Genomic DNA, 23186 nt, shown 5'->3' with positions numbered 1-23186 from the left:
CCACAGTACGGATGATGTTGCCCCCGTGTTTCCGGCCCCGTCCTGTTCGCAATAAAGCGCCATGTCAGTCCCCGCGGCCTTTCTGCCGCCTGAACTCCCGAGGCGAGCGCATTTTCGACGACGAGTGCGGATGCACCTCGTTGAAGTGCTCGAAGGCCACCGGCAACTGCGCAAGCACAGTCCGCGCGTCACGCAGGTCCATGCGTGCCACGTAGTCGCGCTTGAAGGTATTCACGAAGCTCTCGGCCATGCCGTTGCTTTGCGGGCTGCGAACGGGCGTATGAGGGCCTCAGGCCCAACGAGCGTGCCACTCCAGTTCATGACCTGCAGGGACCGTATCCACCGCCCCGAAGCGGCGCTCCACGGCTTCGATGAGCATCTCGCGCACTGGCTCGCCCGGTCGCCCTTTGCCCTCCATATGCACGCCAGGCCATCACCTCCCGGTCGCAGCAGTCCTTGGTGAGGGTGGCCGTCACCGTCTGGCCCGAGTCGCACTTGATTTCCAGACCGTCGGAACACCAGCGCAGGTCGCTGCACGTTTCGGCGAACTTGCTGTCATCGATGGCCACGATGGCGTGCGTGAACAGCTTGAGTTCTCGGCACATGCCAATGAAGCGCTTGCAGACGTTGCGGAGGCCGGGACCGTTGTCGTGGCGGAAATCGGCGATGGTCTTGAAGTCCGGCGCCAGGCGGCCGGTGAGCCACATCATCTCGACGTTGCGCTGGGCCTCGCGCTCCAGGCGGCGGCTGGACTGGAGGCGGTTCAGGTAGCCGTAGATGTAGAGCTTGAGCAGCACCGCCGGTGGTACGAGGGGCGGCCCGTCGCCGCTGGCTCGACGCCTTCGAAGCCCAGTGCCTGCAGGTCCAATTCCTCGACGAAGACATCGACGACTCGCACCGGGTTGTTCCTCACCGATACAGTCGTCAAGGCATTCGGGCAGCAGCATCACCTGCTGGCGATCTTCGCCTTCGATGAATCTCTTCATGGGCCACCACCTCGTTCAGACGGGTTGGCTCAATATAGGCGACCATCAAGGGAGTTTCCACACAGCCTTATATGGACACCGCCCGGTTTGCCAAGCTGATTCTCATGTGACCGTCTCAACAGGTATCGGCTGCAGTCTTACTGGAATGGACGCCCCCTTTCCTCGGCGTCTGCCTGCTGTCAGATGGTTTGACGAACTGCGGTGCCATCATCTTCACGCGATGCCCGGACGCATCTTCATGAGCTGCCTCCGTCATGCAAGTGGGCAACATCGCATTCATGCCGGGCCTCCAGTCGGAAGTGAGGGGTGAAACCCCCACTCTGGCACGCCAGCCGTTCGGTGGCTATCCGTCGCCAAAAAGTGGGGTGTCCATGCCATCTCGGCCATCACCGGTCAGTCGCACTTCGAGCCGACGAGTCTGCTTCGAGTCTGTAAGCGGTCCTCGAGCGCGTCGAACTCTCAGGAAAGCAATTGCTCTCGAACCGGCGCGGATTCCTCTGAGCGCTCTGCATTCGCATCCGCGACCGTCAGCGCGGTCATGTTGACGATTCGCCGCACCGTTGCACTCGGCGTGAGGATGTGCACAGGCTTCGCCGCTCCGAGCAAGACCGGGCCGATCGATATGTTCCCGCCGGCAGCCGTCTTCAGGAGGTTGTAGGCGATGTTCGCGGCGTCGAAATTGGGGAACACGAGCAAGTTGGCGTCTCCAGCAAGCGAGCTGCGCGGCATCATCGCGGCGCGTTGCTTGCCATCAAGCGCCACGTCGCCGTGCATCTCGCCGTCCACCTCGAGCCAAGGTGCCTGCATCAGGAGCAACTGGAGGGTCCTGCGCATCTTGAGCGCCGTGGGCGAGTTGTTGCTGCCGAAGTTGGAATGCGACAGCAGAGCCACTTTGGGCTTCAGGCCGAACCGAAGCATCTCTCCGGCGGCCAGCGCGGTGATCTCCGTCAACTCCTCGGGCGTCAGGTCATAGTTGACGTGCGTGTCGACAAGAAACACTTGGCGGTCCGGCAGTACCAGCCCGTTCATGCAAGCGAAGATGGGGATGTCCTGCGCGGTGCTGTCCGCTCCCCCGGGGCGCTTGCCGATCACCTGGTCAATGTAGGGCAGGTGCACCTGTGTGGTTCCCCAGGTGCCACAAATCATGCCGTCGACATCGCCAGTGTGGAGCAGCATGGCGCCGATCAGCGTGAGGCGGCGACGCATTTCGATCTTGCCGGTCTGGACGGTCACGCCCCGGGCGCTCGCCCATGCGGTGATAGGTCTGCCAGAACTCCCGGTAACGACGATCCTGTTCGACGTTGACGATGTCGTAGTCGAGCTCCTCCTTCAGGCGCAGGCCGAACTTCTCGATGCGCTGCGCGATGATGGCCGGGCGGCCGATCAGCGTCGGCCGGGCGATCCCTTCATCGACCACGACCTGCGCCGCACGCAGTACGCGCTCTTCCTCTCCCTCACAGTACGCCAGCCAACGGTTGGACTCGGGTGGTCGTGACGATCACCGGCGAACCCGATCCGATCCGCATCGCCCGCGCCAGCCTGCCGTTGGAAGCCCAAGCTCTGGGCGGCGATCCACCGAAAGCGATCAGGCCCCGACCGAAGATGTGAGCGTCAGTTCGAGATCTTGCGGGAAGCTTCCTGAAGCCCGCTGAGGATTGGTTCGGCCAAGGATTCCGGAAAGTCTCTCGGCAACTGAGCTCGCACCTGCTGAATCACCTGCGGCGTGCGGTTCACCAGGTCGTCGATCACCGAACCCGAGCCGCGCCCGTCTGGGGTGGTCACCCCGTGCCGCTCACCTACAGCCAGCCAGTGTCGGCGCAGGATTTCCCGCATCTTCCAGTGCGCATTCTTGGAGCGGATCGCCATAGCCATCTTGGCCTTGAAAGGCGATAGCTTCCCCGGTCCATCGCCGAGGATGGGATAGGCCGACAAAACGTCGTACAGCGGCGTGAGCTGGTATCGGCCCCCGGGCCGCAGAAACAGGCTGAAGTTCTTAGCGTGCCCATCGGTCGCGCAGAGCATCCAGAAGAGCACTTGCGCCTGGAAAAAGGTCCGCTTGTCATCTTCGCGGGACATCGACCCATCCAGCACCTCCATGATGCTGTCAATCCCGGGGCCGCCGTCCGCTTCGTACTTTGCGTACGGCGACACGCCCTTGGCCTGGCACATATCCTCCTGAGGAAGTCGGATGAGCCGCATGTCGCCTGCGGCGCTTTTCCACCAGATGCGGTCGAAGCGCTCCACCGCCAGGACCTTCACGTCCTCGAACTCCAGCGACTCGCAAGCGGCCACCGGAACGCCGTAGGCCTTCAGGATCAAGGAACAGAGCCACTCGTTTTCGACTGAGCCGCTCATGTCGTACTTCATCCCGCCAACCAGGCCCAGTGGGAGCTTGAAGATGTGCGTTGTGGGCGTGTCCCCGTGGGGCATGCACCATCTGCCATCGAAACGCAGGAGTGCAGTTTTCTCCTGGGCGCCCGCGATCGAAATCCGGAACGTGTCGTCATCGTCGCCAAGACTTTGGAGCGCAGGCGACACGGTGTTGCGCAACACCTGCGCGACCATGCTCTCATCCAAAGGTGAGGCTTGCACTGGCCCCACGCCTGCCGGGACTTCGCCGTCCGGAAGAATCTGCAATGCGCCTACACAGTCGCGTCCAATCTCGGCGAGCAGCGGGAAGGCCTCGGTCGACCTGGTCTGGAACCGCCTCGCGATCCTGGCTCGAATGTCGTCGCTGTCGGGCAGCAAATTCTCGAAGTAGGTTCGAACCCGTTCGCCGCGATGCGGCGCACCACCCGGCATGAAGGGGAGGGACAGTGACAGGGGGCGGCCCTGCTTCGCAACGGCCCATTCTGCGTCGTACTCCAAGACGTCGCCTGTCTGAGGATGGATGCGCCAAGTACCTACGCGAGCCCCGTTCATCCAGAGGCCGAGCGCTTGGGTATGAGAACGTCGACCCATGGGCTCACCAGATCGGAGTGGAGTCGCCGGCGCCGACCGACTGGGGAGCTGCGGGTGCCTCGTCCTTGCGCAGCACCAACTCAACACCCAAGATGCTCAGCAGCTTCATCAGGCGGGCAGCGCTGACCTTCTCCGCGTTCCGCTCCAGTGCGGACATCGTCTGCTGCGTCACCCCCAGTCGAACGGCGGCCTCGGCCTGAGTCATGCCGCTCTGCTTGCGAAACGCCTGGAGGAGGCAAGGCAACTGCTCGGGCGTGCGAACGACGAAGTCAGGCATACAAGGTTTGAGCTGTTTTTTGCGTTTACAAACTATACAATGTTTTTTAGTAATACGCAATATGGTTTGTTTTTTGTGTTTACAACCTCTGCTTTGTACCGAGGCGCAAGGAGGCTCTTTCTCATTTGGAGGCCAACCTGGCGTCAGGCAGCTCCGCTTTTGCGAGGGGAAATGAGAAGACACGACATGAAACCCTAGGGATGGTCTGCAAAACTGGCCCGAGCCTTCCACGATTTGATGCCATGATTTCCAAACGCGTAGCTCCGTGCGCACTCAGGAATGACAATCGGTGGGCGGGAAGGAGGTCGGCGCCCCACGCGCCGACCTTCGCCAGCGGGCGGGGGTGCTGGCATCGGCGGCTTCGCAAGCCATGCCCCAATCGGCCGCTTCAGCGCTCTGCGATGTAGTGCTTGGGTCGTTACCGTCTCGCCTTCGCGCAAGAACACCCGTATGCGAGCTTCGGCTTCCTGATCGGCCAGCGTCGCTCGGGCGCGCTGATGAAGATACTCGGCCCACGAAGAAACGATGAAGCGCTCGATATAGCGCGACGGGTCACCGAGGTCGCGATAGACGCGCCAGAGCGTGGCGCCGTCGCGCCGCCGCGAGGCGCGCAGTTGAGTCACGGCGTTCAGGAACTCATCGGCCTCGCCTGCACGGATGCAGTAGCAGATTTCCACCGACACCGGGCCATCTCCCGGCAACGGCTGATTCTTGATCAGGAGATCGTTCCAGAGCGCGACGGGCGTGACCTCCTGCGAAGCGCCCATTCGCAACGGCAACCAGCGCGCGAGAACACACCGCCAGCCATGACGACTTGCCGCCATGCTCAGGGCGATCGCCAGCCCGGCGATGCCGGACACGGCACCCCAGAAGGCCGAGCCGATGGCAAAGGATCCCAGTGCACTGAGCGTGTGCAGCGCCACGGCGCGTGAACGGACCCAGGGCGGCGAGCTGGACTGCGTCGCGGAATTGAAAGTGGCCATCACCGCCATCCAGGCGGCGCCGCCGATGGCCAGCGCCACGAAGACGATGCACAAGTGGATCACGCCCTACCGTATCACGCCAGAGATGGTGAAGGACTATCGGAGGCCCTCGGGGATGGCGCTTGGCAAGTCTTAACGCGCGAAACCGACAACCGGCGGCGCCATCGCGTTCACGCCGGAAAGCAGTTGTTCAGTCTTCGAGGTGACCTGCGCATGCCGCGCATGAATGGGCTCGAGCTACGACAGCGCCTGCGCGTGATGGGGGGTCAGCCTACCAATCGTTTCTATCAGCGGCACCCTAGACATCTCAGCAGCCGTCCAGGCCATCAGAGACGGCGCCATGGACTTCTTGCAGAAGCCGGACCCCCAACAGCAGCTGATGGACGCCATTCACACGGCGCTGCGACGGGCGCACATCTGATGGCGGCGCCGCCATCGAGCGCCCGCATTCGGAGAAATCACATGCGCGAAAGACGGCTACTGGTCCGTTCTGAGTCACGGGCAGCAGGCGTAGCGCTCGTTCCTGACCCTACTTGCACGCGGATTTGCTGCCACGCAGCCCTCATGAAAAAGCCCGCCGAAGCGGGCAAAGACCTTCCTCTGAAAGGTCCATTGAGGAGCTCGCATCGTGAACCTCGTTCCTGACCAAAGTCTGACGCCCCAACCCGGCACCGGGAGGCTCCTCGATTCCGATGCCGGCGGTCGTCCGCGGAGCATTGCGCCGTTGACGTCGTTTGCGAAGTAATATCAACCGTGGGGCCACGAGCATTGTTGTGGTCTGACCATCTGTTGATGGTGCGGCGAATCGACCAACTCCCAAGGACATCAATGAGCAAACTTCTCGCAGTCATGATCACCGGCCTGTTCGCAGCAGGCGCCTATGCGCAAAATCCGGCAGGCGCATCGTCGGAGCAACAACCCGTGACCAACAGCAAGGCGCAAAATCGGGCCCAAGCCAAGGTGGAAAGTCGCCCGCAAGGCAACGTCAAGAAGCCGTCGGGCGACGAAGCCAGGAGTGCCGAACTCAATCCTGAGGCCAGCGGCGGCAAGGCTGCCGTGGCAGGCCAGAACAAGGCCAACTCCAAGTCCCAGGGCATGGTGAAGAAGCCGGTGGGCGACGAAGCCAAGACTGCCGAAATCAATCCTGAGGCCAGCGGCGGCAAGGCCGCGACTGCGGGGCAGGCCAGGGTCGAAGCGCGTGATGCCAAGGCGGCGGCCAAGAAGTAAGCCGCCACCCATTGACCCGATTTCGGCGTGCGCGGGGCTGATCTGAGCCTGCGTCAGATCTTCAGCCGCGCCTCGACCGCCCGCAACGGGCTGCGGGTCATCCCCGTGGTTAACATCCCTCGGTCGAAGGAGCTCGCCTTGGTCTGCCCGATCGCGCCCGCACGCACCTCGGGCGCGAGCCGCTCCAGCGCCTGTTGAATCGATTCCTTTCCGGCGCGATGGCCATCCCTCACTTCATCGCCAAGACGATCTCCACGAAGCTCAGCGTGTTCGAGTGCGCTGGCCAGCGCGTGCGATCGCGATCCGGATAGACCCCGGCACCCGCGCCGTGCAGGTGCAGGTTCTGCGGTTCTGCGGTTCTGCGTCGCCAGCAGATTACACAGATGTCCGGCGCTGCGTGGATCGGGCTCAGCAGGTAGCGCCAGCCCGCGAAGCCCGGCATGTCTCGCCCAACTTCTCGGTGGCCGCGGCCATTCGCGCGCCGAAGGCCTGCAGCGTCTGCTTCAACGCCTCATCGAGCGTGAGCATGCCCTGGCTTCTTCGTCCTTGACCACGTACTTGCCGCCGCGCATCGATGGGGCGCCGCCCCACTGTCGTGACGGCGCGTCCATCCTTGTTCTCGGGCTTGACGGGAACACCGAATCGGCTACCTTGCATCAGGACGAGCACTTCCTCCGGATTCGTCTGCTTCACCGGCACGAACATGTACGCGGAGTTGGATCCGAAAGGACAAGCCGGTGCCTTCCTGCGGTATCACAATTCGTTGCAACACATGAACCTGGATGTGAACACCATGACCCGAGATTCGGCACGCCTCGCGTCAATGTTGCTGACGTTGTTGTTCGCCGCACCTTCGTTCGCGGCCGAGGCAGCGGCGGCGCCCGCCGCTCCACTGCGCGTGGCCACCGTGTCGCCATCTCGGCCATCGTGCTGACACCGGAGCGCGAGAAGATCGTCGACTGCACGCAATCCTATTTCGACTCCGGCCTGCAGATCATGGTCCGCGCCGATGAGGAAAGTCCGGTCCTCGGGACGCTTCTGGCCATACCCTGGAATGCCATCGGGAAGCTGTTCGTTGCGGCACTCGTGCTGGTGTTCCTGTGGGCCAACGTGCTCTGGTTCATCGAGCGAAGGCGCGATCCGGAACTCGGAAGGGGCTACGCGGCGGGCGTCGGCAACGAGATTTGGAACACGACGCTGATCATGGCCACCGGCGAGCACGGCGAGCACGGCGAGCGAAGCGCTCCGGGCGCGCTCAGGCGGCTCGTGATCGCGTGCGTGTGGCTGATGGGGATTGTGCTGATCGCGCAACTGACCGCGACCGTCACCTCATCGCAGACGGTGCATCGGCTGCGATCCAGCATTGCAGGCCCGGGCGACCTGCCCGGGAAGACGATCGCGACCGTGCGCGGCACCATCGCGGCCGACTACCTCGCGCGATTGCACCTGCCAGTCGTGGAAATCACCAACACCGCTGCCGGCGTGGACCTGCTCATGCGCGGGAAGGTGCAGGCAGTCGTCTTCGATGCGCCGACACTGCAGTATTGGTCCGCCACTTGGGGCAAGGGCACGCTGCAGGTCGTCGGCCCTGTGTTCAGGCCCGACAAGTACGGCCTCGTCGTTGCGCTCAGCAGCCCGCTGCGCAAACGGATCAACGAGGCACTCATCGAGGTTGACCAGGACGGGACGTACGAGCAGTTCTACGACAAGTGGTTCGCGCCGCGCAAATAGGCGGCGTCAAGCCAGCGAACGTCGCTGATGGGCTGCGGATCTGCACCTGACGGAATTGACTGGCTCACAGCGGTCGTTGTCTGACTCGCTGAGCTAGGTGCATCTCTCCGCCGTCGTCGCTGCGATTGAACTGGAACTCGAACCGCTCGGCACGTACGTGCAAGAGACGACGGGCCGGCGCCGCTTACTTCGTTCGTGAATAGTCAGGTCAAGAGCAGGAAAAGGCGTCATGCAATGCGTGGCGCAAGCCCGGTCGCCGAGGGCTGTCAGGCGACCCCTCGAAGGAACTGCAGTGGCCCGGCTGCTACCGTTCGATCGCTAGGACGGGACCCGCCGGTGGCCACGTCTGCGAGCGGCACGGTCCGGCTGGGTAGCTAATCCCGACTAGAAAAGAAAGACCCGCCGAAAGCGCGTATCTCGATTCGGGAATGGCCCGGGGCTCAGGGCTCAGGGCTCAGGGCTCAGGGCTCAGGGCTTGGCAGCGTCTTTCTTGACTGCTTCATTCTGGGTCGTACCCGGAATCTTCTCGCCAATCTCGTTGCCGACCTTGCGCGTGCCTGATGCTGCGTCGGACCCCGCATTGTCGACCGCCTTGCCGTGGCCTTCTCGACCTTCTTGGTTTCAGTCTTGGTCGCGTCCCAGGCCTTCTCGGCGTCCTTTTCTAATTTCTTGGTTTCGCTTTGCGCAACGGCCGACACGCCAATGCACGCGGATGCCAGGGCCACTGCGGTCCCCAGCGTGCGAACGATGGACCCGATCATGTGGAAGCTCCTTGTTAAGGTGGGCTTGGCACTGTGACGCAACAATCGCCCAGCGTCAAAGATGTGTGCGGACCTTGCCAAGCCGACGTGCAAGCGGCCATGGCAGCCCGTCGCATCTTCCCATAGACCCGTCGCGACCCAGCATAGGGCTGAAGGGCAATCCAATTGCCTCAAAGGGCAAAAACCGGCCATGGACCGCCCGAGCCATAGACAGAGATTCGTGACTGTACGCATAGTAGGGGCATCACTCGGAACCCTCGAAAGCGAATCAATGATGCGCATTTTCTGCCTACCGGCGTTCGATTTTTTAGGCTTCGGGCCCACGTCGAAAGCCTGAGATGGCCGATTCGACACCCCCATCGGTCCTGATCGTCTACTACACGTACAGCCAGCAGACCTTGAGCGTGGCTGAATCCATGGCGAGTCGACTGCGCGAGCGAGGCTGCAAGGTGCAACTCGCCAAGATCGAGTTCACAGACCCGCGTTACGCCCCCCGGTTCTCGCAGTTTCCGCTGCGACATGCCTATCGCGACATTTTCGGGATGGTGCTTCCGCAGTTTCGCGGCGTGACAGGGCAGATCCGAATTCCGGACGAGGTAGGCGCAGGACCCTACGACCTGGTCTGCATCGCCTCGCCCACCTGGTGGCTGCACCCCTGCATGCCGATACGTTCGTTCCTGGAGTCGGAAGCGGGTCGCAAGCTCATCAGCGGCAAGCCTTGTGCCGCAGTCGCGGTCGCCCACCGCTATTGGCGCGACGACCTTCGGATTCTCAAGAAGCTCATCGTCAAGCAAGGCGGCGACTACATGGATGGCAGCCATTTCACCGCCGGTGGCGGCCCGGTGGACTCCATGCTGGCACTCTTGAGCTACTTGTCGACAGGGGTGACCAAGGAGCGTTACCTCGGCTTCAGGATTCCGCCAGCGACACTGCAGCCCAGCTATGTCGATCAGTCCCGGGCCTTTGCCGATCGACTCGCAGATCGTCTGGCACCCCCAAAAATTTGGTAGCGCAAAAGGGAGTGCCTGGGATGTCATGGCACGCCGGCCTATGCTTCTCTGTCGAGGGACCATCAGGGCATGCGCATGGGAAAGTTCAGCGGGTTTGGCTTGCCCTTTCGGGCAACGAAATTGCCCTTTGCCATGATTTACGAATGTCCTCGATACCGCGACCATCATCATCCAAGTCGTGCGGCGCGACTAAGTTTTTGCTCGTCCCAGCCGAGGGCGTCGGACCATTTTCAGGGCAAGCAACCATGCAATCGAGCTTTCATTCGCCAGCAGTTCGCGCCAGTGCAGCCCTTGTAGCTGCATTGTTTCTGGCGGCGCCATCGCGCGCCGAATTGAGCGCCGAGGAACTCGCCAAGCTGGCGCAGAACCCGGTCGGCAACCTGATCAGCGTGCCGTTCCAGAACAACACCAACCTCAACTACGGGCCCGAGAAGGGAACGCAGAACATCCTCAACATCCAGCCGGTGGTCCCGATCTCGGTCAACTCCGAGTGGAACGTCATCACGCGCACCATCCTGCCGGTGATCTCGATGCCTTCGCTGGGCCCGGGCATCGGCAGCCTCAGCGGGGTGGGCGACACGGTGTTCACCGCCTTCCTGTCGCCGGCCAACCCGGGCAAGTGGATCTGGGGTGCGGGCCCGGTGGTGCAGATCCCGACCAACAGCAACTCGGAGCTCGGCAACAAGAACTGGGGAATGGGGCCGGCCTTCGTCGTGCTGCACATGGACCATGGCGACCCGTGGGTCTACGGCGCACTGGTCAACAACATCTGGTCGGTCAGCAGCAGCAAGCAGGGCGGCTCGTACAACAACGGCACCTTGCAGCCCTTCGCCAACTACAACTTCCCGGGCGGCTTCTACCTGACGACGGCCCCGATCATCACGGTCGACTGGAACGCCGACAGCAGCCAGCGCTGGACCGTGCCGCTGGGCGGTGGCATCGGCAAGATCTTTCACCTGGGCAAGCTGCCGGTGAACACACAGCTCTCGGCCTACTACAACGTCGTCAAGCCCGACAACGGGCCCAACTGGCAGATCCGCCTGCAGGCGCAGTTCATGTTCCCCAAGTGATCGGCCGCTTGCCGGCCACCTTCTTCATCAGGAGTCCCCATGCTTTTCTTCCATCGCTCCCCCGTCGCAGTCCTGGCGCTGGCCGCCCTCGCCACCGGCTGCGCCAACTACCAGCCGCCGAAGCCGATCATCGGCGGGTTCCTGTCGCCACAGATCTCGCGCACCAGCTGCATCGACGCGGTCTCGCGCGAGCGCAAGGTGCCCAAGGAAGACGTGAAGCCGCTCTACGATTCGCAGACGATGGAGGAGGGCTTCTACGTCGTCACGCTCAGCATCGGCGCCGGCCAGCCGAACATCAACTGCACCGTGAACGAGAACGGCGTTGTCTCCGACGTCATCCGCGCGCGTTGAGCCGCCGCGACGCCCGCGCATGTCCACGCCGAAGCCCGCCGACACCGCTATGCGCGGCCTGGTCCTGAACCTGATCCGCCCCTACCACGCCTGGCTCGCGATCGTGCTGATCGCGATGGTGATCGAGGTGCTCATGAGCCTGGCCGCGCCCTGGCCGCTCAAGCTGGTGCTCGACGATGCGCTCGGCAATCACCATCTGCCCCGCTGGCTCGAATGGGCGCACCAGCTGGGCATCGGGCGCCACACGCTCGGCGTGGCGCTGTTCGCGGGTATCGCGACCGTAATGATCGCGGTCATCGGTGGCATCGCGACCTACATCGACAACTACTACACGACCAGCATCGGCCAGTGGGTCGCCAACGACCTCCGGCTGCGTATCTATGAGCATCTGCACCGGCTGTCGCTGGGCTTCTACGACACAGCGAAGACCGGCACGCTGATGTCGACCATCACGAGCGACGTCGCCACGGTGCAGAACTTCGCCTCGTCGTCGACGCTGGGCATCCTCGTGGACATCGTCACGATCGTCTTCATGCTGGGTCTCATGGTCTGGCTCGACTGGGACTTCACGCTGATCGCGGTTGCGGTAATGCCCTTCCTGCTGCTGTTCGTGTTCCGGTTCAAGAATGCGGTCAAGAACGTCACGCGCGACGTGCGCGCGCGCCAGAGCGAGATCGTCGCAGTGGTCCAGGAAGGCCTGGGCCAGGTCCGCGCCGTGAAGGCATTCGGCCGCCAGGATCTCGAGGTGGCGCACATGGAAGCCGCAAGCCACGCCAGCACCGAGGCCGCGCTGCGCGCGCGCAAGGTCAAGTCGCTGCTGTCGCCGGTCGTGGCGGTGGTGGTGGCGCTGTGCACCGGCATCGTGCTGTGGAAGGGCACGGCGCTGATCGTCGCCGGCACCATGACGGCCGGCGCGCTGACCGTCTACCTGGCCTACCTCAACAAGTTCTTCAAGCCCGTGAAGGACCTCGCGAGCATGGCCAGCACCATCGCGCAGACCACGGTGGCGCTCGAACGGATCCAGAAGATCCTCGGCGCCGACGACATCATCCGCGAGCGCCTGGATGCAATCGACCCGGGCCGCACCAAGGGCGAGATCAGCTTCGAGCACGTTGCCTTCGGCTACGGTGCCGACGAAGCCCCGGTGCTGCGCGACGTCTCGTTCAACATCAAGCCGGGCCAGGTGGTCGGCATCGTGGGCCCGACCGGCAGCGGCAAGTCGACCGTGGTCAGCCTGATGCCGCGCTTCTACGACCCGACCGCCGGCCGGGTCCTGATCGACGGCGTCGACATCGCCACCCACAAGCTCGCGGCCTTGCGCGCGCAGATCGGCTTCGTGCTGCAGGAGACGGTGCTGTTCCGCGGCACCATCGGCGAGAACATCGCCTACGGAAAGCCCGGCGCGACCCGCGAGGAGATCGTCGCCGCCGCCAAGCTCGCCAACGCCGACGAGTTCATCGCCCGCATGCCGCATGGCTACGATTCGCTGGTGGGCGAACGCGGCGACACGCTGTCGGGCGGCCAGCGCCAGCGCATCGGGATCGCGCGGGCGGTGATCCGCAACAGCCCGATCATGATCCTGGACGAACCCACGGCCGCCCTCGACACCGAGTCCGAGCGCCTGGTGATCGAGGGCCTGGAGCGACTGATGGAAGGCCGCACCGTGATCATGATCGCCCACCGTCTGAGCACCCTGCGCAACGCCGACAAGATCATCGTGCTGAAGGACGGCGTGGTGGTCGAGGAAGGCACCAACGAGGAACTGGTGGCGCTTGGCGGCGTCTATGCCGAGCTGCACCGCATCCAGTACGAGAACCCCGCCGTGGCTGCAGTCGCCACCGCATAACAATCCGAGGCCCGCCATGTCCCATCAACTGATCGTGCTGCCCGACGACACCGCTAAGCCCATACTCGACGCCATCAACGGCGCGAGGACGGCGCTCAACATCCGGATGTTCCTGTTCACCGACGAGACGCTGCTTGCCGCAGTAGTTGCGGCCAAGCAGCGCGGCGTCAAGGTGCGCGTGATGCTGAATCCGGCGCGCCGCAGCGGCGAGACCGAGAACGAAGCCTCGCGGCAGACCCTCGTTGCAGCCGGCATCGAGGTCCGCGACAGCAATCCGAAGTTCGACCTCACGCACCAGAAGTCGATGGTGGTCGACAATCGCGTCGGCTTCGTCGAATCGTTGAACTGGGAGCCCAAGGATCTGACGGAGACCCGCGACTACGCCGTGATCACGACGCATGCGCTCGAAACCGGCGAGATGGAAGCCTGCTTCGACGCCGACTGGGCGCACGCCGACTTTACGCCACACCCTGACTCGCGCCTGATCTGGTGCCCCGACAACGGCCGCCCCCGAGTGGCCGCCTTCATCGACGGCGCCAAGCATTCGCTGTGGGTGCAGAACGAGCGCTACCAGGACACCGTCATCATCGAACGCCTGGTGCGCGCCGCGACCCGCGGCGTCAAGATTCACATCCTCACCAAGCCGCCGCATTCGCTCAAGGCCGAGAAGCTGATCGAGGGCGTCGGCGGCCTGCGCATCCTGCAGGACGTGGGCGCCAAGGTGCACACGATGAAGCACCTCAAGCTGCACGCCAAGATGATGCTGGCCGACGGCCAGCGCGCCATCGTGGGCTCGATCAACCTGGCGCCCGGCAGCTTCGACGGGCGGCGCGAGCTGGCGATCGAGACCGACGATCCGGCCACCGTGCTGCGCCTTCGGGAAACCGCGGAGCGGGACTGGGCGTCCTCGCACAAGATCGACCTCAGCGATGCGGGCCTGCTGCACGACCTGCAGAAGCGCAACCTCGATCCGGCGCACCTCGTGCTCGACGGCAGCGCGGAGCAGGACGACACGCACAAGGAAGAGGCCAAGTCGAAGGACGAAGCCGGCGGCAAGCACAGTCACAAGAAGCACTGAGCCGCGCATCGAGGCGGTCGATCAGGCCGCTTCGATACGGTACGCCGCCACGCGGCACCGGATCAGGGCCGGTTTCCCGCCGAGATCACGATCTCGACACGACGGTTCTTGGCCTTGCCCTGCGGCGTGCTGTTGCTCGCCACCGGGCGCGCCTCGCCAAAGCCCTGCGCCGAGATGGTCGCCGCCGGCACGCCCTTGGACGTGAGATAGCGCACCACGTCGTCCGCGCGCGCCGACGACAGCTCGAGGTTGGACGGGAAGCGGCGGCGCAGCTCGGGCCCGATCGGTTCGTTGTCCGTGAAGCCCTGGACGATGATCTGCTGTCCCGGCAGGTTGGCGAGCGTCGGTGCGATCTTGCCGAGCGTCGCTTCGCCCTTGGGGCTCAAGGTGTAGCCGCCTTCTGGGAACAGGATCTCGTTGACGAGCGTGACCTTGAGCTCGTTCTGCAACTGCGTGATCTGCGCCTGGTCGGCGCTCAGTTCGCCCGACAGCTGGGTGTTGAGCGCGGCGTAGTTGTTTGCCTTCTGGACCTCGGTGTTGTAGGTGCCTTTGGTCACGCAGCCGGTCGCGAGGACGAGCGCGCAGAGCGCGAGGCTGAGCTTTCTGAGTTTCATGATGGACCCCTTGGCGTTGAGGAAAGACGCGTTGAAACCGGACGATATGTGTGCGCCCTCATCTTGAATCGCATGGGGCTCGAAGGGTATCGGGGAGAGGGGCAATCGGACTGCCCGAAAGTGCAAGGCCGTTGCCTCGAAGTGGAGGCGGACGGTCTGCTGGCCGGCGATGCATGGGCGAGCGCAGGCCGTGGGTGCAAAGTCGGCACTAAGCCATGGAAATCATCAAGTTCATCCGCTCGCTCGAAGACGCTCTAAGAGTTCATGACCTGGCTGCTGTTCTTTTCGCGCACGTTCTGGCGCGTGCTGGTGCATCCGCAGTCGGTGGCGGCGCGCGCGCTGGCCGACCTGGACGACCAGGCGGCGACGCGCTTCGCGGGCCTGGTGAGTCCGCCGCTGCTCCTGATGTTGACGATCCTGCTCGCGCACGGGGTCGAGATTGAGATCCACGACAACGTGCTCGCGCTGCTGGGTCAGTCGGGCTTGGTGCAGCGCGTGACCGCCAAGGAGACAAAACTGCTGATCTTTCGCGTGATCGGCAACAGCATCGTACCGCTAGTGATGGCCTACGGCTTCGTACGCCGGCAGGGGCTCGAGGTCGACGCGATCACCCCGCGCTCGCCGTTCTACCTGCAGTGCTTCTTTTCCGCGCCCCTGGTCGTGACCGGCCATCGCGACGACGCTGCATCGGGCGGGCAACGATGTCGCAGCCGGCGTCATGGCGGGAGTCGGCGGCGCAGTGGTACCTGGGCGTTCAGGGCGTCTGGTTCGGACGCCGGCTGGCGCTCGACCGATCGCGGGGCCTCGCCATCGCGCTCGGACTGTTCGCGGTGTCGCTGGTGATCATGGCGGTGGTCGGCGTGGTCATTTTCGGGTTGGGGCGTGGTGCAGGACCCGGTTGACGACGCTGCGGAATACCAGGTAGGGCAGTACCGCGAGCAGCAGCGCCACCAGCAGGGCCTCGAACGGATAGAACCAGTGCAGCACGATCACCTGGTAAATCGCGTCGGCCACGATGGCGACGCAGAACACCTTGCCGATGTGCGTCCAGCCCTCGCGCAGCAGGCCCGGTCGATGCACCGGATCGCGGATCAGTGCGCTGACATAGTAGGGCCGGCCCTCGCGTGCGTCCTGCCGGCCGGCGCGCCAGGCGAAGAAGATGGCGAGGCAGGGCTGCAGCACGAAGCGGAAGGCCAGCGGCACGTGGCGGCCGCTCGTGATGTCGGCCCAGGTGCGCACGAAGGGCTCGAAGATCTCCATGGCCTCAGACGAAGCGGCGCAGGATGCTGAAGAACATCAGCAGGCCCGCGGCCGACATGATCAGCGCGATCACGAGCGAGGGCTGGGCCAGGCGGAACTGCTGGCTCTGCTTGAGCGACTTGAGCCGCGCCCAGTATTCGATCGTGCCGACCACGATGCTGACCGTGCCCAGGCCGGTCAGGAAAAGCCCGACGTTGCGCGCGGCAGCATCGCTGCGCAGATGCCCGCCCTGCTGCTGGAAGGCCTCGAGCACCTTGTAGATCGTGAAGCCGAAGCTGATCATCGACAGCCCCGTGCGCACCCAGGCCATCAACGAGCGGTCGGAGGCCATCAGGGTGCGCTCGACGGCGAGGTCGGTGCGGATCTGCGCAAGCTCGTCCGAGGTCTTGGGACGCGGCGGGGCCGGGTCGGCGGGAGGGGGCGTAGGAGCGGTGTTCATGGGCGGCTTATGACTATGCATGCCGGGAGCCGCTTCGTCCATGCTTGCGGACGGCAACTCGCCTCACTTGCCCTTAAGGGCAAGCCCGTTGCCCCTTGGCCCTATTTGCAGTCCGCGCCACGCCTGTCAGGATGGGTGGTGAACAGTGGAACAAACTGGAGATACCTATGGCTGACAAGGCCCCCAACATCATCATGATCATGGCCGACGACGTCGGCATCTGGAACCTCAGCGCCTACCACCGGGGCATGATGGGCGGCACCACCCCGAACATCGACCGCCTGGCCAAGGAAGGCGCGCTGTTCACCGACTACTATGGCCAGCAGTCGTGCACCGCGGGGCGGGCCGCCTTCATCCTGGGCCAGACGCCGTTTCGCACCGGCCTGCTGAAGGTCGGCATGCCGGCTGCCAAGCAGGGGCTGCAGGACAAGGACCCGACGATTGCCGAACTGCTCAAGCCGCTCGGCTACGCGACGGCGCAGATCGGCAAGAACCACCTGGGCGATCGCAACGAATACCTGCCCACGGTGCATGGCTTCGACGAGTTCTACGGCATCCTCTACCACCTGAACGCGATGGAAGAGCCGTACGACGGCGAGTACCCGAGGATGGCGGGCTTCCACGAGCAGTTCGGCCCGCGCAACATCATCGAATCCTTCGCCACCGACGTCGACGACTCGACCGAGGAGCCGCGCTGGGGTCGCGTCGGCAGGCAGAAGATCAACGACTGCGGCCCGCTGCCGCCGCATCCGGGCATGGACCCGGCGGCCAAGTTCAGCATGGAGGACGTCGATGCCGAGCTGGTGCGCCGCTCGGTCGACTTCATCGACCGTTCGGTGAAGGCCGGCAAGCCATTCTTTCTTTGGCACAACTCCACGCGCTGCCATGTCTGGACCCACCTGTCGGACAAGTGGAAGGACAAGAGCGGCTTCGGCCTCTATGCGGACGCCATGATGGAACTCGACTGGATCGTCGGCGAACTGCTCAAGAAGCTCGACGACGAGGGCATCGCCGACAACACCATCGTGATGTTCACGAGCGACAACGGCGCCGAGATCTTCAGCTGGCCCGACGGCGGCAACCATCCGTTCCGGGGCGAGAAGGGGACTGTCTTCGAGGGCGGCTTCCGCGTGCCGATGCTGGCCAAGTGGCCGGGCGTGATCCAGCCCGGAACGATCGTCAACGACATCATGGCCGCCGAGGACTGGCTGCCGACCCTGGTCGCCGCCGCCGGCGAACCGCAGGTCAAGGAGAAGCTGCTGACCGGCTACAAGGCCGGCGAGAAGACCTTCAAGAACTACCTCGACGGCTACAACTTCATGCCCTTCTTCAAGGGCGAGGCGCCAGGGCCGCGCCAGGAGTTCTTCTACTTCAGCGACAACGCCGACCTGATGGCCGTGCGCTACAACGCCTGGAAGGTCAGCTTCAAGACCATCGAGGGCAACCTGTTCAACGGCAAGCCCGATTCGACCAACGTGCCGCTGGTGACCAACCTGCGCCAGGACCCGTGGGAGCGTTACCAGAGCGAGAGCCTCTTGTACGGCCGCTGGTGGGGCGAGAAGCTCTGGACCATGATTCCTGCGGTGGGCATCGTCGGGCGCTTCCTCGGCACCTTCAAGGACTATCCACCGAGCCAGGTTTCGGGCTCGCTCAGTGTCGAGAAAGCCTTGACGCTGCTGCAGGAAGGCAGCAAGGGCAGCGGCACCTGAGATGAAGCCCGCATCCAGCGCTGCCAAGGCGCCCTGGCAGCGGCGCGCGATCGACGAGGGGAAGGAAATCGCGGTGCTGACGGGCTACCTGTTCGTCGTCATCGCGGCTCTTAACTTCATGAAGGCCGCGGTGCTGCACGACCACGGCGTGCACGTGACTTACTGGGGCGTGGCGATCGTCAAGGCGGCGCTGCTCGCGAAGTTCATCCTGCTAGGCCGCGCGTTCAAAGTGGGCGAGCACAACCAGCGCGATCCGCTGATCTGGCCGACCCTGCACAAGGTCTTCGCCTTCCTGGTGTTCCTGATGGTGCTGACCGCGCTCGAAGAGCTGGTCGTGGGCCTGATCGAGCACCGCTCGATCGCCGAGGTCGTGGCGCGCTCCTCGGGCCACCGGCTCATGGAGATGCTGGCCAACGTTGTGCTGATGATGCTGGTGCTGATTCCGTACTTTGCGTTCCAGGTGCTGGCGGAGCACCTCGGCGAGGGGCGGCTGGTGCGGATGTTCCTCACCGACCGCCACGCTTTCGACCACCGTCGGGGCGGCGAGCCGCCGGTCGACGACGCCGCCTGAGCGGTTTTCCTTGGCGTCAGGGCGCCGGTACCACCTCGTAGTAGACGCCGCTGGAGCCGAAGTAGGGCTTGTACCAAGTCGGGCCCGACTGGTAGAAGGTGACGCCGTTCACGACCATGCTGCGTGCGCCTCCGGGCAGGGCGGCGATCTGGGTGCCGAGCGGCATGCCGCCCTGGACCACGTAGGCGGGCGGAGGCTGGACGATCACGGCCGGCTGCTGCACCACCACGGCGGGACGGCTGGCGTCCGCGATCGCGGCGCCCACCGCCATGCCCGCCACCGCACCGACCGCGGCGCCGCAGCCATAGCAGCCTGCGGGCCGGTAGTAGGGGTGGTAGCCGCCAACGGCAACCGCGCCGCCGCGCCAGCCGCCCGCGGCCGCAACCCAGGCGTTGGCGCCCGAGATCGGTAGAAGGGCACCGGCCATGATGGCGGCGCCGAGGACGAGGGTCTTGATCTGCTTCATCGCATGGCTCCTGTCGGTGTTCACTTGGCGGGACCCATCTGCTTGAACTCGAGCTTCGTAGCGCCGGGCGGGATGGCGGCGCTGAAGGTCCTGGGCGGAACCGGCGCATTGAGCTTCCAGTCCGACAACTCGACCGTGAAGGTCGGCTGGCGCTCGCCCGTGCGGTAGGAGACCACCATCAGGCGCGGCAGCTTGTCGGCCGAGCCGATCCATATCTCCCAGTCGAGCCCCGGCGCGGTGAAGGCCAGATGCTCGGTCAGGACGCCGCCGACTGTCGACTGTCCGACCCAGAAGGCGCTCGTGAAGTCCTTCGTGAGGAACGCGTAAGGATCGGCCACCAGCAGGTCGAAGAAAGGCGCGGTGGCGTCGGAGCCCGGCTGCACGGCCTGCATGAGCGTCTCGATCGCGCCGCCGTTGGCCTCTCGCTGCGAATAGAACCGCCGATCGGCGCCGATCACGGTCACGGTCTTGCCGTCGTAATAGCTGTCGCTCGGGAACAGGTCGCCGCGGGCTTCGACGAAGAGCTTGTCGGGCCGCTGCATGACCACGCGAGAGGAAGCAATCAGGCTCACGTACTGGCCGTTGGGCGCGGGCGTCGGCACGATGCCGCGGACTTTGAAGCTCAGCGTGCGGGCACCCGCGAGCGTGTCGCTCATGCGTTTGAGCAGGGCCAGCGCGCGATCGTCCTTGACGGGGGCGGCGGCCGCGGTGGCCGAGGGCCTGGCGACATCCTGCGCGAATGCCGCGCGGTCGGCGCCCAGCATCGCGGCCGCGGCGAGCAGCGCCGCGCCGGCTTGGCGGTTGAATCGAGGGAGAGGAAGTGTCATGGGAGTCGCTCCACAAAGGGAAAGCATGGGATGAGGGCGCGCGCTCAGCGCAGCTTTCCCTCGGTGCGCTGGCGCGAAAACGCCACCTCGAAGGTCTGCTTCGCCACCGCCTGGAAGTACTCGCCGACCAGCCGGTCGCTGGCCGGGTCGTAGCGCAGCGTGTAGGTCGAGCCGCCGTAGCCGCCGGCCTGCAGCTCGAAGGCGGCGCGCACGCTGCCGCCCTCCTGCGTGGCCTGGGCCTTCGCGAAGGGGAGCGGGTTCGGGTTGAAGTAGGAGGCGGTGAGCTCGCCCGTCCTGGCCACATCGCGGATCAGGATGATGTAGTTGCCGTCGCTGCGCTTCCACGCGCCCACGAGCGCCTCGAGGCCCGCCCTGGCCGGGCCCGCGCCGGGCGCCCGGCCCTGCGCGTAGCTCGGTGCTGCGAAGGCCAGCAGGCAGGCGAGCAGCAGGCCGGGACCCGCCGGCGTTCCGGGATGTCGCCGCATCAGTCGCGTGCCCTCGCCACCATTTGCTCGACCTTGCGCTGGTCGGCCGCGGTGAGCTGCGACTTGCCGAGCGTGACGACGAGCTTGTTGATCTTTCCGTTGAACGGGAAGGGCAACTGGTAGTCCTTGGCGTTGAGCTCCGTATAGAGGTCGGTGCCCACATCGAAGGTCTCGTCAGCCACTTGAAGGAACGCGATCGAATTCGGCTGCTTGCCGGTGGCCACCACCTTGCCGTCGACCTTGAGCACGCCGCTGCCGCCCTTGGCGATGCCGGGGCCGTCATAGGTGTAGTCGAACTCGATGGTGTGCTTGCCGGGCGCGAGCGCTTCCTGCCCGACCCAGCGGTAGTGCGCCAGGATCAGCATGTTGTAGTCGAAGATCGGCTTGCCATCGACAATGTACAGGCCCCATCCACCCCAGCGGCCACCCAGCGTGGCGAGCACGCCCTTGCCGCCACCCTGCGGGATGTCGACGTCGGCGGCGATGTTGTACGACTTGCCCAGGATGTTCGGCGCGTTGGCCACCGGAATGCCGGGATTGACACCGGTGTAGGTGAATACCGAGCGGCCAGCGGTCGTGCTCGGCCGCGGCTCGACGGCACGGGCAAACGAGCGGTTGTCCAGCGGCAGCACCTGGTACTTGGCTGCCTCCTGAACGAACAGCGCCTGCATCTCCTTGAGCTTCTCTGGCATCTTGGCCGCCAGGTCGTTGGCCTGCGAATAGTCTTCCTTGAGGTTGTAGAGCTCCCACTTGTAGTCGGCGATCGGGGGCAGGGGCGCGTTCAGGATCCACGGCCCGTGCGGGGGCGTCGTGTTGGCGTACCAGCCGTCGCTGTAGATCCCGCGGTTGGCGATCATCTCGAAGTACTGCGTCTTGCGCGTCGACGGCGCATTGGCGTTGGCCTTGTCGAAGGTGTAGGCCATGCTCGTGCCTTCGATCGGCTTCTGCCTGATGCCGTTGACCATCTCGGGCGCCTTGATGCCGGTGGCTTCGAGGATGGTCGGCACGATGTCAATCACGTGGTGGAACTGCGTGCGGATGCCGCCCGCATCCTTGATGCGGTTGGGCCAGGAGATCGCCAGGCCCTGGCGCGTGCCGCCGAAGTGTGAGCCGATCTGCTTGGTCCACTTGAAGGGCGTGTCGAAGGCCCACGACCACGCCACCGCCATGTGCGGATAGGTCGCGGCCGAGCCCCAGGCCTCGTAGAACTTCAGCTGCTCGGCCACCGGGAAGTCGAGGATGCCGTTGTACGAGGTCCACTGGTTCGGCGTGCCGCTCAGCGTGCCCTCGGGGCTGGTGCCGTTGTCGCCGACGATGTAGATGATCAGCGTGTTGTCGAGCTGGCCCATGTCCTCGACCTGCTGGATCACGCGCCCGATCTCGAAGTCGGTGTAGGCCGCGTAGCCCGCGTACACCTCGGCCTGGCGGGCGAAGAGCTTCTTCTGGTCGGCGCTGAGCGACTCCCACTTGGGCAGGCTGTCGGGCCAGTCGGTCAGCTTGGCATCTGCGGGAATCACACCCAGCCGCTTCTGGTTGGCGAAGATCTCTTCCCTCAGCGCGTTCCAGCCCTTGTCGAACTTGCCCTTGAAGGGCGCGACGAACTCCGGCTTGGGGTTGTGCGGCGAATGCGTGCCGCCCGGCGCGTAGTACACGAACCACGGCGACTCGGGTGCCGAGGCCTTCACACCCTGCATGTAGTTGATCGCCTCGTCCGCCATGTCGGTGATCAGGTTGTAGCCCTGCTTCCCGATCCACGGAAAGATCTGCCGGTTGTTCTGGAACAGGTAGGGCGTCCACTGGTCGGTCTCGCCGCCCTGGAAGCCGTAGAAGTAGTCGAAGCCCATGCCCGACGGCCACTGGTCGAAGGGGCCGGCCTTGCTGTACTGGAAGTCCGGCGTGTTGTGGTTCTTGCCGAACCACGAGGTGGCATAGCCGTTGCCTTTGAGCAGGGCGCCGATGGTCGCGTTGTCGGGGCCGATGATCGAGTCGTAGCCCGGGAAGCCGGTCGACAGCTCGGTGATGACGCCGAAGCCGACCGAATGGTGGTTGCGGCCGGTCAGCAGTGCGGCTCGCGTCGGCGAGCACAACGCGGTGGAGTTGAACTGGGTGTAGCGCAAGCCAGCCTTCGCGACGCGGTCCAGCGCGGGCGTGGGAACGACACCGCCGAAGGTGCCGCTGACGCCGTAGCCCTGATCGTCGGTCATGATCAGCAGCACGTTGGGAGCGCCCTTGGGAGGAACGACGCGCGGCGGCCACCAGACTTTGGAGCCGTCCAGCGTCTCCTTGATCACGCCGCCGAATGGCAACTGGGGCGCCGGAATCTGATTGCCCGGAAGCGTCACGGTGGCGCTCGGCGCGCCCAGGTCGCCGGTGATCACCTGGGCGGCGACGGGCACCGCGACCAGGGCGGCGGACAGCACGGCGGCAGCCGCCTGCACGCTGCCTACGAGGAACATTCGATCTCTTTTCATTCGACCTCCATCGATTGCGTTGAAGTTGACCAGGGGAGAAAGCGGTGATGTCTGTCGATTCGT

At 64.6% G+C, this 23186-nt stretch carries 24 protein-coding genes and 3 pseudogenes; 11 read left to right on the top strand and 16 right to left on the bottom strand.

Annotated elements, in window-relative coordinates:
• Positions 1 to 45: 45 nt before the first annotated feature.
• From QTI17_RS30610 to QTI17_RS30585, 6 genes and pseudogenes are all read right to left on the bottom strand, one after another.
• Positions 46 to 539: pseudogene (locus QTI17_RS30610) on the bottom strand (integrase core domain-containing protein); the annotation flags it as partial.
• 123 nt (positions 540 to 662) lie between these two features.
• Positions 663 to 947, bottom strand: a pseudogene (locus QTI17_RS30605) (transposase); the annotation flags it as partial.
• A gap of 498 nt (positions 948 to 1445) precedes the next feature.
• Positions 1446 to 2454 (bottom strand): annotated as a pseudogene (locus QTI17_RS30600) (phosphate acyltransferase); the annotation flags it as partial.
• Between the two features lie 143 nt (positions 2455 to 2597).
• On the bottom strand, positions 2598 to 3947 hold the full coding sequence (locus QTI17_RS30595; protein WP_286537582.1) for a type II toxin-antitoxin system HipA family toxin: 1350 nt from the start codon (positions 3945 to 3947) through the stop codon (positions 2598 to 2600).
• A gap of 4 nt (positions 3948 to 3951) precedes the next feature.
• Complete coding sequence (locus tag QTI17_RS30590) at positions 3952 to 4224, bottom strand: helix-turn-helix domain-containing protein (protein ID WP_286537581.1); 273 nt, start codon at positions 4222 to 4224, stop codon at positions 3952 to 3954.
• A 194-nt stretch (positions 4225 to 4418) separates the two neighbouring features.
• Positions 4419 to 5261, bottom strand: coding sequence for an MFS transporter (locus QTI17_RS30585; RefSeq protein ID WP_286537580.1), 843 nt, complete (start codon positions 5259 to 5261; stop codon positions 4419 to 4421).
• Positions 5262 to 6035: 774 nt separating this feature from the next.
• Here QTI17_RS30585 and QTI17_RS30580 point away from each other — a divergent pair.
• Positions 6036 to 6434, top strand: coding sequence for a hypothetical protein (locus tag QTI17_RS30580; protein WP_286537579.1), 399 nt, complete (start codon positions 6036 to 6038; stop codon positions 6432 to 6434).
• A 53-nt stretch (positions 6435 to 6487) separates the two neighbouring features.
• Here the strand turns inward: QTI17_RS30580 and QTI17_RS30575 are convergent, their stop codons facing one another.
• The 3 genes from QTI17_RS30575 to QTI17_RS30565 are packed head-to-tail and all read right to left on the bottom strand — an operon-like array spanning position 6488 to position 7139.
• Complete coding sequence (locus QTI17_RS30575; RefSeq protein ID WP_286537578.1) at positions 6488 to 6667, bottom strand: hypothetical protein; 180 nt, start codon at positions 6665 to 6667, stop codon at positions 6488 to 6490.
• The gene (locus QTI17_RS30570) at positions 6664 to 6876 is read right to left on the bottom strand and encodes a hypothetical protein (RefSeq protein WP_286537577.1); all 213 of its coding nucleotides are present in this window, start codon (positions 6874 to 6876) and stop codon (positions 6664 to 6666) included. Before QTI17_RS30570 ends, QTI17_RS30575 begins: the two co-directional genes overlap by 4 nt.
• Positions 6843 to 7139 (bottom strand): hypothetical protein, encoded by a 297-nt coding sequence (locus QTI17_RS30565; RefSeq protein WP_286537575.1) that lies wholly within the window; start codon positions 7137 to 7139, stop codon positions 6843 to 6845. Before QTI17_RS30565 ends, QTI17_RS30570 begins: the two co-directional genes overlap by 34 nt.
• On the opposite strand from QTI17_RS30565, the gene QTI17_RS30560 reads away from it, so the two are divergent.
• The 7 genes from QTI17_RS30560 to QTI17_RS30530 all read left to right on the top strand — a co-directional run bounded on the left by QTI17_RS30560 (position 7138) and on the right by QTI17_RS30530 (position 14281).
• Positions 7138 to 7368, top strand: coding sequence for a hypothetical protein (locus QTI17_RS30560; protein WP_286537573.1), 231 nt, complete (start codon positions 7138 to 7140; stop codon positions 7366 to 7368). The two genes, QTI17_RS30565 and QTI17_RS30560, sit on opposite strands and share 2 nt — an antisense overlap.
• Positions 7362 to 8165 carry a transporter substrate-binding domain-containing protein gene (locus tag QTI17_RS30555; protein ID WP_286537571.1) on the top strand — a complete coding sequence of 268 codons (804 nt, stop codon included), beginning with the start codon at positions 7362 to 7364 and terminating at the stop codon, positions 8163 to 8165. The genes QTI17_RS30560 and QTI17_RS30555 overlap by 7 nt, the downstream gene beginning before the upstream one ends.
• A 1099-nt stretch (positions 8166 to 9264) precedes the next feature.
• On the top strand, positions 9265 to 9936 hold the full coding sequence (locus QTI17_RS30550) for a flavodoxin family protein (RefSeq protein ID WP_286537569.1): 672 nt from the start codon (positions 9265 to 9267) through the stop codon (positions 9934 to 9936).
• Positions 9937 to 10268: 332 nt separating this feature from the next.
• Complete coding sequence (locus QTI17_RS30545) at positions 10269 to 11006, top strand: transporter (protein ID WP_286537568.1); 738 nt, start codon at positions 10269 to 10271, stop codon at positions 11004 to 11006.
• 39 nt (positions 11007 to 11045) lie between these two features.
• Positions 11046 to 11357: a hypothetical protein gene (locus QTI17_RS30540; RefSeq protein WP_286537567.1), complete on the top strand. Its 312-nt coding sequence runs from the start codon at positions 11046 to 11048 to the stop codon at positions 11355 to 11357.
• Between the two features lie 19 nt (positions 11358 to 11376).
• Complete coding sequence (locus tag QTI17_RS30535; protein ID WP_286537566.1) at positions 11377 to 13203, top strand: ABC transporter ATP-binding protein; 1827 nt, start codon at positions 11377 to 11379, stop codon at positions 13201 to 13203.
• Positions 13204 to 13219: 16 nt separating this feature from the next.
• Complete coding sequence (locus QTI17_RS30530) at positions 13220 to 14281, top strand: phospholipase D-like domain-containing protein (RefSeq protein WP_286537565.1); 1062 nt, start codon at positions 13220 to 13222, stop codon at positions 14279 to 14281.
• Between the two features lie 62 nt (positions 14282 to 14343).
• Here QTI17_RS30530 and QTI17_RS30525 read toward each other — a convergent pair whose 3' ends face one another.
• Entirely contained in the window at positions 14344 to 14895 is a 552-nt protein-coding gene (locus QTI17_RS30525; protein WP_286537564.1) for an OmpA/MotB family protein, read from the bottom strand.
• Between the two features lie 264 nt (positions 14896 to 15159).
• Between QTI17_RS30525 and QTI17_RS30520 the strand changes: the two genes are divergently transcribed.
• Positions 15160 to 15738 carry a hypothetical protein gene (locus QTI17_RS30520; protein ID WP_286537563.1) on the top strand — a complete coding sequence of 193 codons (579 nt, stop codon included), beginning with the start codon at positions 15160 to 15162 and terminating at the stop codon, positions 15736 to 15738.
• Between the two features lie 21 nt (positions 15739 to 15759).
• On the opposite strand, the gene QTI17_RS30515 is transcribed toward QTI17_RS30520, so the two are convergent.
• Both QTI17_RS30515 and QTI17_RS30510 read right to left on the bottom strand, forming a co-directional pair.
• Positions 15760 to 16155 (bottom strand): hypothetical protein, encoded by a 396-nt coding sequence (locus QTI17_RS30515; RefSeq protein ID WP_286528635.1) that lies wholly within the window; start codon positions 16153 to 16155, stop codon positions 15760 to 15762.
• Between the two features lie 4 nt (positions 16156 to 16159).
• Entirely contained in the window at positions 16160 to 16594 is a 435-nt protein-coding gene (locus tag QTI17_RS30510; RefSeq protein WP_286537562.1) for a YidH family protein, read from the bottom strand.
• Positions 16595 to 16761: 167 nt separating this feature from the next.
• On the opposite strand from QTI17_RS30510, the gene QTI17_RS30505 reads away from it, so the two are divergent.
• Both QTI17_RS30505 and QTI17_RS30500 read left to right on the top strand, forming a co-directional pair.
• Entirely contained in the window at positions 16762 to 18303 is a 1542-nt protein-coding gene (locus QTI17_RS30505; protein ID WP_286537561.1) for an arylsulfatase, read from the top strand.
• Position 18304: 1 nt separating this feature from the next.
• On the top strand, positions 18305 to 18874 hold the full coding sequence (locus QTI17_RS30500) for a hypothetical protein (RefSeq protein ID WP_286537558.1): 570 nt from the start codon (positions 18305 to 18307) through the stop codon (positions 18872 to 18874).
• 16 nt (positions 18875 to 18890) lie between these two features.
• Here QTI17_RS30500 and QTI17_RS30495 read toward each other — a convergent pair whose 3' ends face one another.
• Genes QTI17_RS30495 through QTI17_RS30480 form a run of 4 tightly spaced genes read right to left on the bottom strand, consistent with a single transcriptional unit; the run spans position 18891 to position 23123 of the window.
• A complete protein-coding gene (locus QTI17_RS30495; protein ID WP_286537557.1) occupies positions 18891 to 19340 on the bottom strand; it encodes a hypothetical protein in 450 nt (149 codons plus the stop codon).
• A 20-nt stretch (positions 19341 to 19360) separates the two neighbouring features.
• A complete protein-coding gene (locus QTI17_RS30490; protein ID WP_286537556.1) occupies positions 19361 to 20167 on the bottom strand; it encodes a DUF2092 domain-containing protein in 807 nt (268 codons plus the stop codon).
• Between the two features lie 44 nt (positions 20168 to 20211).
• Positions 20212 to 20652 (bottom strand): hypothetical protein, encoded by a 441-nt coding sequence (locus QTI17_RS30485; protein ID WP_286537555.1) that lies wholly within the window; start codon positions 20650 to 20652, stop codon positions 20212 to 20214.
• Positions 20652 to 23123, bottom strand: a complete 2472-nt coding sequence (locus QTI17_RS30480) for an arylsulfatase (protein ID WP_286537554.1) — start codon at positions 23121 to 23123, stop codon at positions 20652 to 20654. Before QTI17_RS30480 ends, QTI17_RS30485 begins: the two co-directional genes overlap by 1 nt.
• Positions 23124 to 23186 lie beyond the last annotated feature (63 nt).

The sequence above is a fragment of the Variovorax sp. J31P179 genome (genome assembly GCF_030316985.1).
GTDB classification, from domain to species: domain Bacteria; phylum Pseudomonadota; class Gammaproteobacteria; order Burkholderiales; family Burkholderiaceae_C; genus Variovorax; species Variovorax ginsengisoli_B.
The sequence above is the reverse complement of the archived record's forward strand: the minus strand, read 5'-3'. Positions and strand labels throughout refer to the sequence as shown.